This is a genomic window from Rhizobium sp. TRM96647 (assembly GCF_025780115.1).
In the GTDB taxonomy this organism is placed as follows: Bacteria; Pseudomonadota; Alphaproteobacteria; order Rhizobiales; family Rhizobiaceae; genus Mycoplana.
In genome coordinates this window covers 541,114-555,378 of record NZ_JAOXHF010000002.1, presented here as the reverse complement: position 1 = coordinate 555,378, position 14,265 = coordinate 541,114, and the positions used below count along the sequence as shown (strand labels likewise).

General features: G+C 66.7%; 18 protein-coding genes and 1 pseudogene. 4 read left to right on the top strand and 15 right to left on the bottom strand.

Going from position 1 to position 14,265, the window contains the following annotated elements; all coding sequences use genetic code 11:
- Positions 1-55 precede the first annotated feature (55 nt).
- The 9 genes from mnhG to OCK02_RS05595 form a co-directional block, all read right to left on the bottom strand.
- Positions 56-397, bottom strand: coding sequence for a monovalent cation/H(+) antiporter subunit G (gene mnhG, locus OCK02_RS05635; RefSeq protein WP_230803139.1), 342 nt, complete (start codon positions 395-397; stop codon positions 56-58).
- Positions 394-783, bottom strand: coding sequence for a cation:proton antiporter (locus tag OCK02_RS05630; protein WP_263811942.1), 390 nt, complete (start codon positions 781-783; stop codon positions 394-396). Before OCK02_RS05630 ends, mnhG begins: the two co-directional genes overlap by 4 nt.
- Positions 783-1,256, bottom strand: coding sequence for a Na+/H+ antiporter subunit E (locus OCK02_RS05625; RefSeq protein WP_263811941.1), 474 nt, complete (start codon positions 1,254-1,256; stop codon positions 783-785). Before OCK02_RS05625 ends, OCK02_RS05630 begins: the two co-directional genes overlap by 1 nt.
- Positions 1,256-2,818, bottom strand: coding sequence for a Na+/H+ antiporter subunit D (locus tag OCK02_RS05620; RefSeq protein ID WP_263811940.1), 1,563 nt, complete (start codon positions 2,816-2,818; stop codon positions 1,256-1,258). The genes OCK02_RS05625 and OCK02_RS05620 overlap by 1 nt, the downstream gene beginning before the upstream one ends.
- Before the next feature lie 4 nt (positions 2,819-2,822).
- Positions 2,823-3,200, bottom strand: a complete 378-nt coding sequence (locus tag OCK02_RS05615) for a Na+/H+ antiporter subunit C (RefSeq protein WP_263811939.1) — start codon at positions 3,198-3,200, stop codon at positions 2,823-2,825.
- Positions 3,200-3,616: a Na+/H+ antiporter subunit B gene (locus OCK02_RS05610; protein WP_263811938.1), complete on the bottom strand. Its 417-nt coding sequence runs from the start codon at positions 3,614-3,616 to the stop codon at positions 3,200-3,202. Before OCK02_RS05610 ends, OCK02_RS05615 begins: the two co-directional genes overlap by 1 nt.
- Entirely contained in the window at positions 3,613-5,997 is a 2,385-nt protein-coding gene (locus OCK02_RS05605) for a putative monovalent cation/H+ antiporter subunit A (protein ID WP_263811937.1), read from the bottom strand. The genes OCK02_RS05610 and OCK02_RS05605 overlap by 4 nt, the downstream gene beginning before the upstream one ends.
- A 265-nt stretch (positions 5,998-6,262) precedes the next feature.
- Positions 6,263-6,670 (bottom strand): type II toxin-antitoxin system VapC family toxin, encoded by a 408-nt coding sequence (locus OCK02_RS05600; protein WP_263811936.1) that lies wholly within the window; start codon positions 6,668-6,670, stop codon positions 6,263-6,265.
- Positions 6,671-6,904, bottom strand: a complete 234-nt coding sequence (locus OCK02_RS05595; RefSeq protein WP_263811935.1) for an AbrB/MazE/SpoVT family DNA-binding domain-containing protein — start codon at positions 6,902-6,904, stop codon at positions 6,671-6,673. It abuts the gene before it with no gap.
- Positions 6,905-7,055: 151 nt separating this feature from the next.
- Between OCK02_RS05595 and msrB the strand changes: the two genes are divergently transcribed.
- Positions 7,056-7,463, top strand: a complete 408-nt coding sequence (gene msrB, locus OCK02_RS05590) for a peptide-methionine (R)-S-oxide reductase MsrB (protein WP_263812208.1) — start codon at positions 7,056-7,058, stop codon at positions 7,461-7,463.
- Positions 7,464-7,807: 344 nt separating this feature from the next.
- Here the strand turns inward: msrB and OCK02_RS05585 are convergent, their stop codons facing one another.
- A complete protein-coding gene (locus OCK02_RS05585) occupies positions 7,808-8,344 on the bottom strand; it encodes a GNAT family N-acetyltransferase (RefSeq protein ID WP_263811934.1) in 537 nt (178 codons plus the stop codon).
- Positions 8,345-8,370: 26 nt separating this feature from the next.
- Between OCK02_RS05585 and OCK02_RS05580 the strand changes: the two genes are divergently transcribed.
- Complete coding sequence (locus OCK02_RS05580; protein ID WP_263811933.1) at positions 8,371-8,955, top strand: helix-turn-helix domain-containing protein; 585 nt, start codon at positions 8,371-8,373, stop codon at positions 8,953-8,955.
- A 67-nt stretch (positions 8,956-9,022) separates the two neighbouring features.
- Here the strand turns inward: OCK02_RS05580 and trhA are convergent, their stop codons facing one another.
- From trhA to OCK02_RS05565, 3 genes are all read right to left on the bottom strand, one after another.
- On the bottom strand, positions 9,023-9,673 hold the full coding sequence (gene trhA / locus OCK02_RS05575) for a PAQR family membrane homeostasis protein TrhA (RefSeq protein WP_230803119.1): 651 nt from the start codon (positions 9,671-9,673) through the stop codon (positions 9,023-9,025).
- A gap of 410 nt (positions 9,674-10,083) precedes the next feature.
- Positions 10,084-10,404, bottom strand: a complete 321-nt coding sequence (locus OCK02_RS05570) for a TraR/DksA family transcriptional regulator (RefSeq protein WP_230803117.1) — start codon at positions 10,402-10,404, stop codon at positions 10,084-10,086.
- A 144-nt stretch (positions 10,405-10,548) separates the two neighbouring features.
- On the bottom strand, positions 10,549-10,959 hold the full coding sequence (locus tag OCK02_RS05565; protein WP_230803116.1) for a universal stress protein: 411 nt from the start codon (positions 10,957-10,959) through the stop codon (positions 10,549-10,551).
- Between the two features lie 301 nt (positions 10,960-11,260).
- Between OCK02_RS05565 and OCK02_RS05560 the strand changes: the two genes are divergently transcribed.
- Positions 11,261-12,139: a VOC family protein gene (locus tag OCK02_RS05560; RefSeq protein WP_263811932.1), complete on the top strand. Its 879-nt coding sequence runs from the start codon at positions 11,261-11,263 to the stop codon at positions 12,137-12,139.
- 37 nt (positions 12,140-12,176) lie between these two features.
- Here the strand turns inward: OCK02_RS05560 and OCK02_RS05555 are convergent, their stop codons facing one another.
- Positions 12,177-12,566, bottom strand: coding sequence for a DUF930 domain-containing protein (locus OCK02_RS05555; RefSeq protein ID WP_230803109.1), 390 nt, complete (start codon positions 12,564-12,566; stop codon positions 12,177-12,179).
- A 175-nt stretch (positions 12,567-12,741) separates the two neighbouring features.
- Between OCK02_RS05555 and OCK02_RS05550 the strand changes: the two genes are divergently transcribed.
- Positions 12,742-13,905 carry an AI-2E family transporter gene (locus tag OCK02_RS05550; RefSeq protein ID WP_263811931.1) on the top strand — a complete coding sequence of 388 codons (1,164 nt, stop codon included), beginning with the start codon at positions 12,742-12,744 and terminating at the stop codon, positions 13,903-13,905.
- A 43-nt stretch (positions 13,906-13,948) separates the two neighbouring features.
- On the opposite strand, the pseudogene OCK02_RS05545 reads toward OCK02_RS05550, so the two are convergent.
- Positions 13,949-14,137: pseudogene (locus tag OCK02_RS05545) on the bottom strand (polysaccharide deacetylase); the annotation flags it as partial.
- Between the last annotated feature and the right edge of the window lie 128 nt (positions 14,138-14,265).

Below are 14,265 nucleotides of genomic sequence, written 5' to 3'. Positions count from 1 at the left end.
GAAATCCCGAGAAAAAAGCGTGTTTTTTGGGGGTGATCGAGCGCCCGTCAGCCCATCACTTCTTCGTGTGATCACGCATGTCGTCGCAGGTGGCACCGCGCGAGAGGCGGTAGCCGGCATGGTGGGCGGCCTTGGCCACCAGATGTGCCGCCACGGGCGCGGTGAGGACGAAGAAGAAGAAGCCGGCGAAGGCGCGGGCGAGCACGGCGAACTCGCCGGCATGCAGGCCGGCTGCGACCAGCATCAGCCCGGATCCGACGGTGCCCGCCTTCGAGGCGGCATGCATGCGGGTATAGACGTCCGGCAGGCGGACGACGCCGACCGCGGCCAAAAGGGTGAAGATGCCGCCGCCGATCAGCATGACGGCGACGACGAGCGCGAGCACGACCGCCATCACCGCGCCCTCCCCCGCCTGGAGGCGCGCTGCTTGCGCGGCGCCGGGCCCTTGCCGTGACGCGCAGCGGTGGAGGCGAGCGGATCCCGGTCGTCCTCCGGCATGCCCTGGGTGAGCACGAAGCGGGCCAGGGCGACGGTGGCCAGGAAGCCGACCAGGCCGAGCGAGATGGCGATGTCGATATAGAGATTGAAGCCGGTCTTGATCGCGATCACCGCCAGGAAGCCGATCGCGATCGCCACCAGCATGTCGAGCGCGACGATCCTGTCCGGCAGGGTCGGGCCGCTGATGACGCGCCAGACGGTGAGGAAGAAGGCGACGCACATCAGGAACAGGGCGACCGAGCAGGCGAAGAGCACGACGGTTTGAGCAAAGGTCTCGGCGGTCATCAGCGAAGGGCCTCCAGGATCTTGCGTTCGAAGCCGGTGGCGATGTCTTGTTTGGCGGCTGCGGGATCGGAGCAGTCGAGCGCGTGGACATAAAGGAAGCGGCGATCCTCGGAGACGTCCACCGACAAGGTGCCGGGGGTCAGCGTGATCAGGTTGGCGAGAAGCGTGATCTCGATGTCGCGGTCGACCTTCAGGGGATAGGCGAAGATGCCGGGCCGGAGGTCCATCTTCGGGCTGGCGACGAGGACGGCGACGCGCCAGGCCGACAGCGCCAGTTCCCTGGCGAACAGGACCAGGAGCGAGAGCAACTTAAGGGGCCGGACGACCGTGGGGGTGCCGGCGAAATCGCGGCGGATGATCCAGAGCGCGATCAGGCCGAGGAGGAAGCCGAGGATGACGTTCAGCGGCGACAGGCTGCCGGTGACGGCGGCCCAGACGACGGCGAAGACGAGGCCGGTGAAGAGGGTCACCATCATCGCGCTCCTTGCGGGAAGACCGAGTTCAGATAGGCGGACGGTTCCACCAGCCCGCTCGCCGCCTGCTGGACCTGCCGCAGCAGCGGATCGGGAAAGAGGCCGACCAGCACCGTCACCAGCACCAGCGCCGAGAGCGACAGGATGGCGCTCGTGCGGATGGCGTCGTCGCCGCCGGGCGTGGCCGCCGCTCCCGCCGGGCGCCAATAGGCCAGCAGCCAGACGCGGCCGACGGCGATCATGGTGAGGAAGCCGGTCAAAAGCACCGTGCCCGCCAGCCACCAGGCGCCGATGTCGAGCGCGGCCCTGGCCACCATCACCTTCGGCCAGAAGCCCGAGAACGGCGGCATGCCGGAAACGGAGAGGAACAGGATGAACGACAGGGCGGAAAAGAAGGCGGTGCGGCCGTAGAGCCCGCCCGCCCGGTTCAGGTCGAAAGCGCCGGACAGGCGCCCGGCCATGCCCGCCGCCATGTAGAGCGCGGTCATCACCACCATGGAATGGAGCGCATAGAACAGCGCGCCGCCGACGCCGCCGGGGCCGCCGACGGCGATGCCGGCGAGCATCACGCCGATGCCGGAGATCACCAGATAGCCGAGCAGGCGGCGGGTGTCGCTCTGGCCGATGGCGCCGAGCGCGCCGAAGATCATCGTTGCGGCGGCCGCGGCCGCGATCACCACGCTCAATTCGTCGCCCTCGACCGGAAAGAGCATGACCATGACGCGGATCAGCGCATAGATGCCGACCTTGGTCAGCAGGCCGGCGAACAGCGCGGAGACGACGATGCGCGGGGTGTGATAGGAGGCTGGCAGCCAGAAATTGACCGGGAAGGCGGCGGCCTTCATGCCGAAGGCCAGCACGAACAGGACGCCGAGCGTCATCAGCGGCAGGCCGGCGCGGCGCTCGACGGCCTTTGCCGCGATGTCGGCCATGTTGAGGGTGCCGAACAGGCCGTAGAGAAAGCCGACCGAGATCAGAAACAGCGTCGTGGCGATCAGGTTGAGGAAGGCGTACTTGATGGCGCCGTCGATCTGCTTCGGCTCCGAGCCGAGCACCAGCAGGCCGAAGGAGGAGATCAGGAGCACTTCGAACCAGACGTAGAGATTGAAGATGTCGCCGGTCAGAAACGCCCCGGAGACGCCCGCCATCAGCAGCATCAGGAACGGGTAGAAGCCGTAGCGGCGGCCGGAGGCATCGATGCTTTCCGCCGCGTAGACGCCGCCGGCAAGGGCCACCAGCGCCGAAGACAGGGCGAACAGCGCGCCGGCGAGATCGACGGTGAAGGCGATGCCGAAGGGCGGCAGCCACCGCCCCATCACCATGGTCACGGGGCCGCCCTCAACCACCCGCCAGAGCAGGGCCGCATCGAGCACGAGAAGCACGGTCAAGGCGGTGATCGCCAGCGGCGCCTGCAGCCGCACGTTCTTGCGCAGCATCAGCAGGATGGCGCCGCTTGCCAGGCACCAGGCGACGGGGAGGATCACCAGCCAGTCGGCAAGCGCCGGCGGCGTCAGCACCAGCGCCCTGGAGAGGTCGATCGCGGAAGCGGCAGGAGCGGCCATCTGTCTAGTATCCCGTCGGCGGCGCGCTGTCGGCCGCGGGTTCGGCGACGCGCATCTCATTGGCGTTGTCGGTGCCGAGGTCCTGGAAGGCGCGGTAGGAAAGCACCAGCAGGAAGGCGAAGAACGAGAACGAGATCACGATCGCCGTCAGGATCAGCGCCTGCGGCAGCGGATTGGCGGTGACGGCCACCTGGTGATCGAAGGCGGCGGGCACGATCGGCGGCACCTCGCGCACGATCCGGCCATTGGTGAAGAGCAGAAGGTTCACCGCATTGCCGAGGATAGCGACGCCGAGCAGGATGCGCACGAGGAATTTCGACAGCATCAGGTAGACGGCGGCGGCGAAGAAGATGCCGATCAGGATGACGAAGGGCACTTCCATCAGATGTCCTCCCTTTCCAGCGCCAGCGCGATCGAGGTGACGGCACCGACCACGACCAGGTAGACGCCGAAATCGAACAGCATCACCGTCGACAGCGGGACCTGCACGCCGAACAGGGCCGGATAGATCCACAGGCCCGTCATGAAGGGGACGGCGGCGAAGATGGAGACGAGGCCGGCGATGCAGGCGAGCAGCAGGCCGAAGGCGGCGATCGTCATCGGATGGAACCACAGCGCCTCGCGCACCGGGCGGATGCCGCGGGCGATGCCGTAGATCGCCAGCGCGGAGGCCGCAATCAGCCCGCCGATGAAGCCGCCGCCCGGCTCGTTGTGGCCGCGCAGCAGCACGAAGACGGAAAAGAGCAGCATCAGCGCGGTGAGGAAGGGGGCGAGCGTGCGGAAGATGACGGTGTTCACGGCTGACGCTCCTTTGCGACCTTTTCAGCGCCCCGGGCGGCCGGCGCGGCGGCCGTCCCCGAAAGTCCCTTGCGGATGCGGATCAGCGACAGGATGGCGAGGCCGGTGGTCATGACGACGGCGATCTCGCCCAGCGTATCGGTGCCGCGGAAATCGACGATGATGACGTTGACGACATTGGCGCCGTGGGCGATCGACTTGGAATAGAGGTCGAAGAACTCGGTCAGAACCGGATCGAAGCGGCCCTGCGTCACCTTCAGAAGATAGAGCGAGAGGCCGAGGCCACAGGCGATGGCGATGGCCGCATCGGGCAGCCTCTCGGGCAGCGGCCGGGAATCACGCGGCTGCAGGTGCAGCCGCGTCATGACGAGGGCGAGGATGACGACCGAAAGCGTCTCGACCATGAACTGGGTGAAGGACAGGTCCGGCGCGCCGAAGAGCAGGAACAGCAGGGCGACGGCGAAGCCCTGGATGCCTAGCGCCAGGATCGCGTTCAACCGGTTCTTCGCCGACAGCACGCCGAACACGCCGGCGAGCGCCAGCGCCATCACGGCGAGTTCGTGGAACTGCGCGTCGGCCGGCCAGATCGGCAGCCGCGGCCATTCGCCGTACCAGGCGAGCGGGACGAGGAGCGCCAGCGCCACGACCACGAACGTCACGGTGAGATAGGTCTCCATCAGGCCGGGCTGCAGACGAAGCGACAGCCGGTGAGAAACGCGGACGAGCCCGGCCATGAACTGGTCGAAGCCGCGGTCCGGTCCCCAGCCGATCGTCTGCACCAGCCGATCCGCAGCGGCGCGCGCGCGGTCGAGCAGCAGGAAGACGGTGACCCCGAGCGCGACCGTGACCGCCGACAGAAGCAGCGGCAGGCTCACATGCGGGATTGCGGAGATGGTCACCGCCTCCGGCGTTCCGGCGATGGCGGTCGCCAGCGGCGAGGAGACAAGCGGATGGACCGCTCCGGAGAAGAGGCCGGCGCCGAGACCGAGGACTGCAAGGACCGCCGGCCCCAGCCAGAGCAGCAACGGCCCTTCATGCGGCGCCTTCGGCGTCTCGACGCGCGGGCCGAGGAAGGGCTTCAGCGCGACGGCGAAGGCGACTGCGAGCATCAGGGCGTTGCCGATCACGGCGGCGAGCGTGGCAGCGATCGCCCACAGATTGCCGCCTTCGAGCGCCGCATAGACCTCCTCCTTGGCAAGGAAGCCGAAGAAGGGCGGCAGGCCACCCATCGACAGCGCGGCGAGCAGCGCTGCGACGAAGGTCACCGGCATCAGGCGCGCAAGGCCGCCGAGGCGGGTGACGTCGCGCGTGCCCGTCTCGTGGTCGATCACGCCGGCGACCATGAAGAGCGCGCCCTTGAACAGCGAATGGGCCACCAGATAGAGCGCCGCGGCGGCGGCGGCATGTTCCGAGCCGAAGCCGGTCAGCATCACCAGCAGGCCAAGCGAGGCGACGGTGGTATAGGCGAGCATCAGCTTCAGATCGGTCTGGCGGATCGCCAGCACGCCGCCGACCACGAGCGTCAGCCCGCCGAAGACCGGCAGGATCGTCGCCCACGAGGTGGTGTCGCCGAGCACCGGGTTGAGCCGCATCAAGAGATAAACGCCGGCCTTCACCATGGTCGCCGAATGCAGGTAGGCGGAGACCGGCGTCGGCGCCTCCATGGCGTTCGGCAGCCAGAAATGGAACGGGAACTGCGCCGACTTGGTGAAGGCGCCGCCGAGCACGAGCAGGAGGATCGCCAGATAGAAGGGGCTGGCACGCACCGCCTCGCCCTGGGAGAGCAGCAGCGACAGCTGCGTGACGCCGGTGACGTTCCACAGCACGAGTAGGCCGGCGAGCAGCAAAAGCCCGCCGCCGCCGGTGACGACGAGCGCCTGCAGCGCCGCCCGGCGCGAGGCCTCGCGCGCATGGTCGAAGCCGATCAGCAGGAACGAGGTGATCGAGGTGAGTTCCCAGAACACGAACAGCATCAGGAAGCTGTCGGAGGCGACGAGGCCGAGCATCGCGCCCATGAACATCAGGATGAAGGAGAAGAAGCGCCCCTGATGGGGATGGCCTTTCAGGTAGCCGCCGGAATAGAGGACGATCAGCGCGCCGATGCCGGAAATCAGCAGCAGGAAGGTGAGCGAGAGGCCGTCGATCAGCCAGGAGAAGCTGACATCATAGGCGGGCACCCAGGCATAGCCGCCGGTGACGACGCCACCGGCGGCCACTTCGGACAGAAAGCCGGAAAAATGCGCGAAGATCGCCGCCGGAAACAGCGCCAGCGGCCAGGCGGCCCGGTGGCCGAGAAGGCGGGTCAGCACAGGGGCAACGAGCGCGCCGAGGAACGGCAGACAGAAGGCAATGAAGGTCATGGCCATCTTATCCGTCTGCATGCGCCCTCCCCCTCAAGTCCTGCGGCACCCGGTTCCCGCCAAGGCAGGAACCCTTAATTTACGGCCGGCGATCCCATCGTCGCCGTCAGCGGCCGTGCGCCCGCCAACCCCGATCGCGGGCCGCGATCCCGCCGTGCGGAACGGATCACGGACGCGCGGCGATCCGATTCGGTCGCTCCGTCAACGGGCAGGTTCTATGTCGGTATGGCCGAAATCGCCACCCTTGAAAAGCAGAGGGGCCTGTTTTTCCCATAGAGGAACAGGCTCATGGGCGATCCGGGGCGACGATGGAGAGCCTGGGGAAATAGGTATGATAACGTGCGACGTCGCGCGTGATCAGGATGAGATCGCTCACCGCCGCATGGGCGCCGATGAAGAAATCAGGCAGGACGCCCGTCCGTGTTCCGCCGGCGCGGCGATAGCGCTCGAATGCCTTGCCGGCCAGAAAGAGCGCAGCCCGGGGCGTGCGCCGCACGTCGATCTGGGCACCAGCCAGCATCGCATCCAGTTCCTCTATCCGCCCGTACCGGATCGAGACCTCCGCATAGATGACATCGTTGACGTGGACGGGGCCGGCGAGCGAGGCGATCTCCAGTTGTCGCACCGACCAGCCGGCCCATACCGGGTCGTCCGTCACAAGGTCGAGCAGAACGTTGGAATCGACCAGGAACAATTAGCCCTCGCCGCGGGTCAGCGCCATGATCTCATCGGTGGAAAGGCCTCGTCCTGCCTGCCCTCGCAAGCGCTCGAAACGGCTCGGGCCCGGCTTTTCATCCAATGCGACAAGCACGATCCTGCCGTTCGGATCGCGCCGGAATTCGACGCGGCTTCCGGCCTTGAGCCCCAATATGTCGCGCACCGCCTTGGGGATGGTGACCTGCCCTTTCGCCGTGACTGTGTTTGCCATGATCGCCTCGGTAAGACTTCGCTATTCCAAAGTATTACTTAGCCGATTTTGAAGACGTTGCCAAATTGCGCAACGCCCCTCTCGATTGCATTCCGCCCTGCCGGGCCCTACATCAGGCGCAAAGGAGGCTCCCATGAGCGACAAGGCGAACATGAGCGACAATGCGAAGCTGAAGGTCTTCAAGACGGACGAGGAGTGGCGGCAGATCCTGACGCCCGAGCAGTATCGGATCACCCGGCAGCATGGCACCGAACGGGCGTTTTCCAGCCCGGACTTCGACAGTTCCAAGAGCGGCACCTATCGCTGCATCTGCTGCGATCGCCCGCTCTACAGTTCGGAGGCGAAGTTCAACTCCGGAACCGGCTGGCCGAGCTTCACCCAGCCGATCGCGCCCGATGCGGTGACCAACCACCGGGACCTGTCCTACGGCATGAACCGGGTGGAAATCCGCTGCGCCGACTGCGACGCCCATCTCGGCCACGTCTTCCCCGACGGCCCGCCGCCGGCCGGGCTGCGCTACTGCATGAACGGCGTGGCGCTGTCCTTCGAGGAGCAATAGCCAAGCGGTCGCGCGGAGACGAAGCCCCCTCCCGACCCTCCCCACAGGGGGAGGGCTTACCCCAGGCGCATCGTCGGGGCTCCAGTCGGGCAGGACGTTGCCGCGGGCTTTCTCCCCCCTTGTGGGGGAGATACCCCGCAGGGCAGAGGAGGTTGCGCCACCGGCGCCCTGCGACAGGCCACCTGCCCGAACGAAATAAAAAGCAATATTAAGCAATGACTTGATGGAATCTTCCGAGAATCCGATTCCGTTCGGCGGCGCAGCAGCGCCGCCGCTGCCCCTGGCGGAGCGGTCGGGTTCGCTTCGGATCAGACAAGGATTCGCCTGATCCGCCCAAGGCCTTGTCAGGCAACGTTTTTCTGGCGCCTGAGGCAGAGCTCCATGCAGGTCAGGTCGAGCCAGCGGCCGAATTTGGTGCCGACCTCCTCGAACCGGCCGACGACGCGGAAGCCGAGGCTTTCGTGCAGGCGGATCGAGGCTTCGTTCTCCGCCTCGATGCCGGCAATCATGACGTGGATGCCGGCATCCTTCGCCCGGGCGATCAGGCTTTCGAGCAGCGTGCGCCCGACGCCCCTGCCACGAACGTCCCGGTGCACGTAGATCGAATGCTCGGCGGTGTGGCGGTAGCCGTCGAAGGCGCGCCAGTCGCCGTAGGAAGCATATCCGACCACCCTGCCCTCGATCTCGGCGACGAGCACCGGAAAGCCGCGGGCGCGACGGGTGCGGAACCAGTCGAGCCGGTTTTCCAGATCGACCTGTTCGTCGTTCCAGATGGCGGTCGTGTTGGCGACGGCGTCGTTGTAGATCTCCATGACCGCGCCCATGTCGTCCTCGCGCGCATCGCGGATGAGCGCCGCCTGTTCCGTCGTCGCTTGCCTCATGATCGTCTGTCCACTATTGTTACAATATGTCCATTTTAGCAGATGATTTCGACCGGAGTCTAGGCCTTCGCGTCCGCGCCGAGCGCGAGGGCCGCGGCTGGTCGCTGACCGAACTTTCCGAACGCGCCGGCGTCTCGCGCGCGATGATCCACAAGGTCGAGCGCGGCGAGAGCAGTCCGACGGCGGCCCTGCTCGGACGGCTGTGCGGCGCCTTCGGCTTTTCCGTCTCGACGCTGATCGCGCGCGCCGAAGCCGGTTCCGAGCGCCTGATGCGCCACGCCGACCAGCCCGTCTGGGTCGACCCGGAAACCGGCTACCGCCGCCGCCAGGTCTCGCCGGTCGCAGCGCCCGCCGAACTGGTCGAGGTGGAACTGCCGCCCGGCGCCCGGGTCGCCTATCCCGCCGCGGCCTTCGCCTTCCAGCGCCAGATTCTGCGCGTCGGCTGCGGCGTGCTGACCTTCGTCGAGGGCGAGACGACCCACCGGCTCGAAGCGGGCGACTGCCTGACCCTCGGCGCGCCGGTCGACTGCGTCTTCGTCAACGACGGCAAGCAGCCTTGCCGCTACCTTGTCGTCCTGCTCAAGGGCGAGCGCCGTTCGCCGGGTCCCTGACCTTGCGCATGTCGTGCCGGCAAACCGCAGCACGGTGTTGCGAGACCTGCCGGCCGCCCGGATCCCGTCAGGCGCTGACGCAGGAAATCACCGCGGAATAGTGGATGCCGGCGGCGGCAACGACGAAGCCGTGCCAGATCGCGCTCTGGAAGCGCAGGCTCTGCCAGATGTAGAAGACGACGCCGAGCGAATAGACGATGCCGCCGGCGAGGATCAGCAGGATCGTCGTTTCCGACAAAGTCGCGCTCAAGGGCCCGGAGGCGATGACGCCGCTCCAGCCCATGCCGAGATAGAGCAGGATCGCCAGCCGGTCGTAGCGTCCCGGCAGCAGGAACTTGAGCGCCACGCCGGCGGCCGCGATCAGCCAGACGGCGACCAGCATGCCCGCCAGAACGGGATCGTGCAGCCCGCGCTGCAGAAACGGCGTGTAGGTGGCCGCGATCAGGACGAAGATCGCCGAATGGTCGAAGCGGCGCAGCATCCACTTCACCTTCGAGGCGGGCCAGAGATTGTAGGCGAAGGATATGCCGAGCGACATCAGCAGGCCGAGACCGTAGATCCAGGCGGCGGCGATCTGTCCGCTCGTGGTCCAGACGGTGGCGTAGAAGATCAGCGCGGTGACCCCGATGAGGGCAAGCACGACGCCGATTCCATGAACGATGCCGTCGGCGATCAGTTCATGGCGGTCGTAGTCCCATCGGATGCCTTCGAGTTCCATGCGACCCCGTTCCACGCGCTACATTGCCGACGTCAGGCTTCGAAGGCGCGTCCGGCAAGCCAGGACCATCGGCGCCATGCTGCCCCACTCCCCTCCCGGAAGGGAGCGCCCCATCGAGACGTTGCGGGCATCCCATGGTGCCAATTGCGGGCGCAGCCTTCAAGGCCGGCAGGCGCCGGGAAAGCCGCCAGGGCTTCACGTTTGGTAACCTCGGTAACGGTTTGGCGAGGACTCTAGAGCGCGAAAGCGATCTTTCAGGGTCGCTTCCGCGCTTCGGATTTCTGATCCTGCGCATGTCGCCGCCGCAAAACCGCTGCACACTTTTGCGCGACATGCATTTTTTGATTGCGCATGTCGTCGCCGCAAAACTGCTGCACACTTTTGCGCGACATGCTTGTGAGGAAAAAAGCCTACGGGTGGATGCACTCCTCGCAGAGCGCCGCATGCGGGACGGCTGCGAGCCGCGCCGGCGAGATCGGGTTGCCGCATTTGGGGCAGATGCCGAAGGTGCCGGCCTCGATGCGGTTCAGCGCGGCGTCGATGGCGGCGAGTTCGCCGAGGCCAGTATTGCCGATCTCCTCCAGCACCTCGTCGTTCTCGCGCTCGGTCGCGCGCTCCTCGGCGTCCGGATTGGGCGTCGCCTCCAGGTCGCCTTCGATCTTGTGCAGGCGGCGATAGAGTTCGTGCTTGCGGCCGAGAAGCCTGTCCTTGAATTGTGCGGTATCCAGCATCGGCTGTCCTTTCCAGAAAATACCCGTCCGTCGAAGACGGCGGGGATGCCCGCCCCGGCGCGGCGGCAACGCGACTGCACGACATGGGAGGAGCCTGCGTCCCACCTCCCATTGCCGCCCCGTCACGGGCCGGCGGTCGGGGCGTCAGCGATCGACGAGAACCGAGATCGGCGCATGGCGTACGACCCGGTCCGCAGTCGAGCCCAGCAGGTAGTTTGCCAGCCCCGGGCGATGCGAGGCAACAATGATGAGATCGCCGCCATGTTCCTGCGCGGCGGCGAGAATTTCGCGGGCACTGGCGCCGTAGCGGATGTCGATCGTCGCCTTCAGGCCGAGCTTGTCGCGCAGGCGGGCGAGGCGCTCCTCGGCCTGCTTGAGTTCCATTTCGACCATGCCGGCGGGAAACTCGATCGAGATGTAGCTCGTGGCGATCTCGATGACGTTGACCAGGACGACCTCGCCGCCTTCCGACAGGAGCCCGACGGCCCTTTTCAGGATCTGCTCGCCGCGCTCCATCTGGTCCATTGCAACGGGAACGATGATCTTCTTGTACATGCCCGGCTCCCTTTTCTCCTTATCACGGAGCAAACGTCGCATGCCGAGACTGCACGCGACATTGACGAGGATCAAGCCAAAACTGAAGGACCGCGCCAAACCGGCCGCCGGCATGCGGTTACCGAACCGGCGCGGCCCCACCGTCAACTCCATGTTGACAATATTTCGCCAGATCACCACCTATTCCGAACGACCGCCCGCAGCCATATTCACGACAGATCGGTTTTACCGAAAACCGAAGCCCGAAACCGGTCCGAAGCTCTCGGACCGGCACGATGGAAATCACAGCGGAGTAAGGTTCATGACCGAACAGACGGCGCTCGCCTCGCCCAACCATGCCGTCAACATGCCGGCCCATGTCGACCATGCGCACCTCGTCGTCATGGACCTGCCGATGGTGGCGGACTGGTACCAGAAGATCATGGGCCTTTCGGTGCTGGAGCGTTCACCTTCGGGCCTGACGCTGGGCGTCGGCGGCCGGCCGCTCCTGACGCTGTCCACCGACGGCAAGGCCGCCCGCGCCTCGCGCCGCGCGCCGGGGCTGTTCCACAACGCCTTCCTGGTACCGGACCGCAAGGAACTTTCGCGCTGGCTCGCCCATGCCGCCCATGGCGGCGTGCACCTGACAGGCGCCTCCGACCACCTGGTCAGCGAGGCGATCTACCTGGACGATCCGGAAGGCAACGGCATCGAGGTCTATCGCGACCGCAGCCGCGAGGACTGGAACTACCAGCAAGACGGCACGGTGGAGATGGCAACGCTGCCGCTCGACCTGCAGCGGCTCTACGACGAGGCTCCCAAGGACGAAGCCTGGAGCGGCCTTTCCGAGGAAACCGCTATGGGCCACATCCACCTGCAGGTGTCGGACATCCCCCAGGCCGACGCCTTCTTCCGCGACGTGCTCGGCCTCGACCTGATGGCGCGCTATCCCGGGGCGAGCTTCTTCGCCTCCGGCAAGTACCACCACCTTGTCGCGGCCAATGTCTGGAATTCGCGCGGGGCGGCCAGGCGCGAGCCGGCGATGAGCGGCCTTGCCGACTACACGATCCGCTTCGCCGAGCCCGGCCGGCTGCAGCAGGCGGTCGACAGGCTCGAGACGATGGAAATCGCAACAACGCGGCAGGGCGGCGTCGTCTCGCTGGTCGACCCCTGGGGGATCGGCCTCAACCTGTCGGCCTGAGGCAAGGCTTCAGGCCGATGCGCCGGCCGGGGGCGTCTCAGTCGTAGAGGTAATGCTCGTCCCAGGCCTCGCGCGGCACCATCTCGCCGATCTTGAACTTGAAGGCGGTGACGTCGAAATGGTCCGGCGTGGTCTCGCACCGGAAGGCGAGGCGGTACCATTCGCCCTTGCTGCGGAAGACGGCGCCCTTGGTCTTGAGCATGTTGCCGGAGGTCGTCGGATCGCCGAAGGAATAGGCGATCACCTTGTCGGGCTGGTAGCCTTCCTTCGCCTTGCGGATCCGGTTCATCGCCTCCATGTCGCAGCGCTGCTCGAGGCGGGTCTGGGGATCGAGCTTGGACAGCTGGCGCCGGATGCTTGCGTCCATTGCGGATGCGGCGGACGCGAGCGCGCAGACGCCGACGAGCAGCGGGATGGCAGTCTTCATGCGTTTGGTTCACTCCGATGCTGGGACAGCCGCTCCTGCGACAGAAATGGGGCGATTACGAGTCCAAAACCGCACCTGGCATGTTTTACACAGGACGGCCGGCCGCAGCATCCCGGCGTTTCAGGGAACTGCGGGCGTTCTTGCGCGTTGTCTTCGCGATCCGGGGACCCGCACCATGCACAAGATTTCGTCGGCAGCCATCCATCAGATTGCGCGCAAGCGAGAAGGACGCGCGCTCGCGCGACAAGACGGCTCTGCGCTGCGTCTGATCGACGGGGCTGCGGAAGACGGGCCGCCGCCGACGATCAGCGGGCTGGAGCTCTCCTGGCGCTGGGCGATGATCGGTATCTTCGTCATCCTGGCGCTCGGCGTCATCTACCTGATGGCGCATATCCTCATTCCGCTGACGCTGGCGGTCGTCGTCGGCCTCATCCTCGGCGTCGCCGCCGAGAAGCTGAACGACCTCGGCATTCCGCCGCTGCCGACCGCGCTTTTGCTGGCGACCGGCTTCGCCACCGGCGCCTTCTTCGCCGTCGCCGCCCTGTCCGGCCCGCTGATGCGGCTTGCCGCCGAAGCGCCGGACATCGTCAACGCCACGATCGAGCGCTTCGCGCCGCTCCTGGGCAAGCTGGAATGGCTGCATCTCGACCCGCGCAGCCTCACCGCCGGCTCGGTGACGCTGGACGGGCTGCTCGACAAGGCCGGAAGCGTGCTCGGCATGGTCACGGCCGGGATCACGCCCGCCCTGATCCAGGTGCTGATCTTCTTTGCCGCGCTCGTCTTGTTCCTGTCGGGGCGGGTGAAGCTGCGGCGGATGCTGATCCTCGCCTTCCCGCACCGCCGGCAGCGGCTGACGACGATCCGGGTGATGAACGCGATCGACTGCGCGCTCGGCTACTACTTCGCCACCGCATCGCTGGTCTACGGCGCGCTGGGGCTGATCACGACGCTGATCGCCCTTGCCGGCGACCTCGGCCTTCCCTGGATGTGGGGGCTGTTCGCCTTCGTCTCCTCCTTCGTCCCCTTCCTCGGCGTGACCGTGATGACGCTGGCGCTCGCCGCCGGCGGGCTTCTGGCGCACGACACCGTGCTGCCCGGCCTTATGCCGGCGCTGGCCTTCGTCTCCATTCATCTGGTGATCGAGAACTTCGTGCTGCCGGCGATCATGGGGCGACGGTTCGAGGTGAACGCCTTCGTCATCTTCACCGCGATCGTGTTCTGGAGCTGGATGTGGGGGGCCGCCGGCGCGATGCTGGCGCTGCCGCTGTCGATCATCGGCATGACGATCGTCGACGAGCTTCGCCCCGGCCGCAAGATCCAGCCCGTGCTTCCCGGCTGACCGCTCCGCGCTTCCTGGCCGGCCGGGACGGCCAGTGCCGGACCTACAGCGCCGGCGGGGCTTCCATCGCCTCGGCATCCGAGAGCCGGACGAAATGCACGCCCCTCGCCTTCAGCGCCAGGACACCCCTGGCCACGCCCTCGCCGGCGGAATGGGTCGGATGGTTGATACGGGCGATGACGACATCGCCGTCGCGGGCAGCGGCGATGCGTCGTTCCGCCGTGCGGGCGGGTGCCTGCCGCAAGGCGCGCCGGCGCGGGAATATTCGGCGGCCGTCGGTTGTCTGTCAGGACACCGGGCAGAATACGAATGAACAGGACATAGACGCGCCGGCATCTGCGCAGGCGGGCACGGATCGGG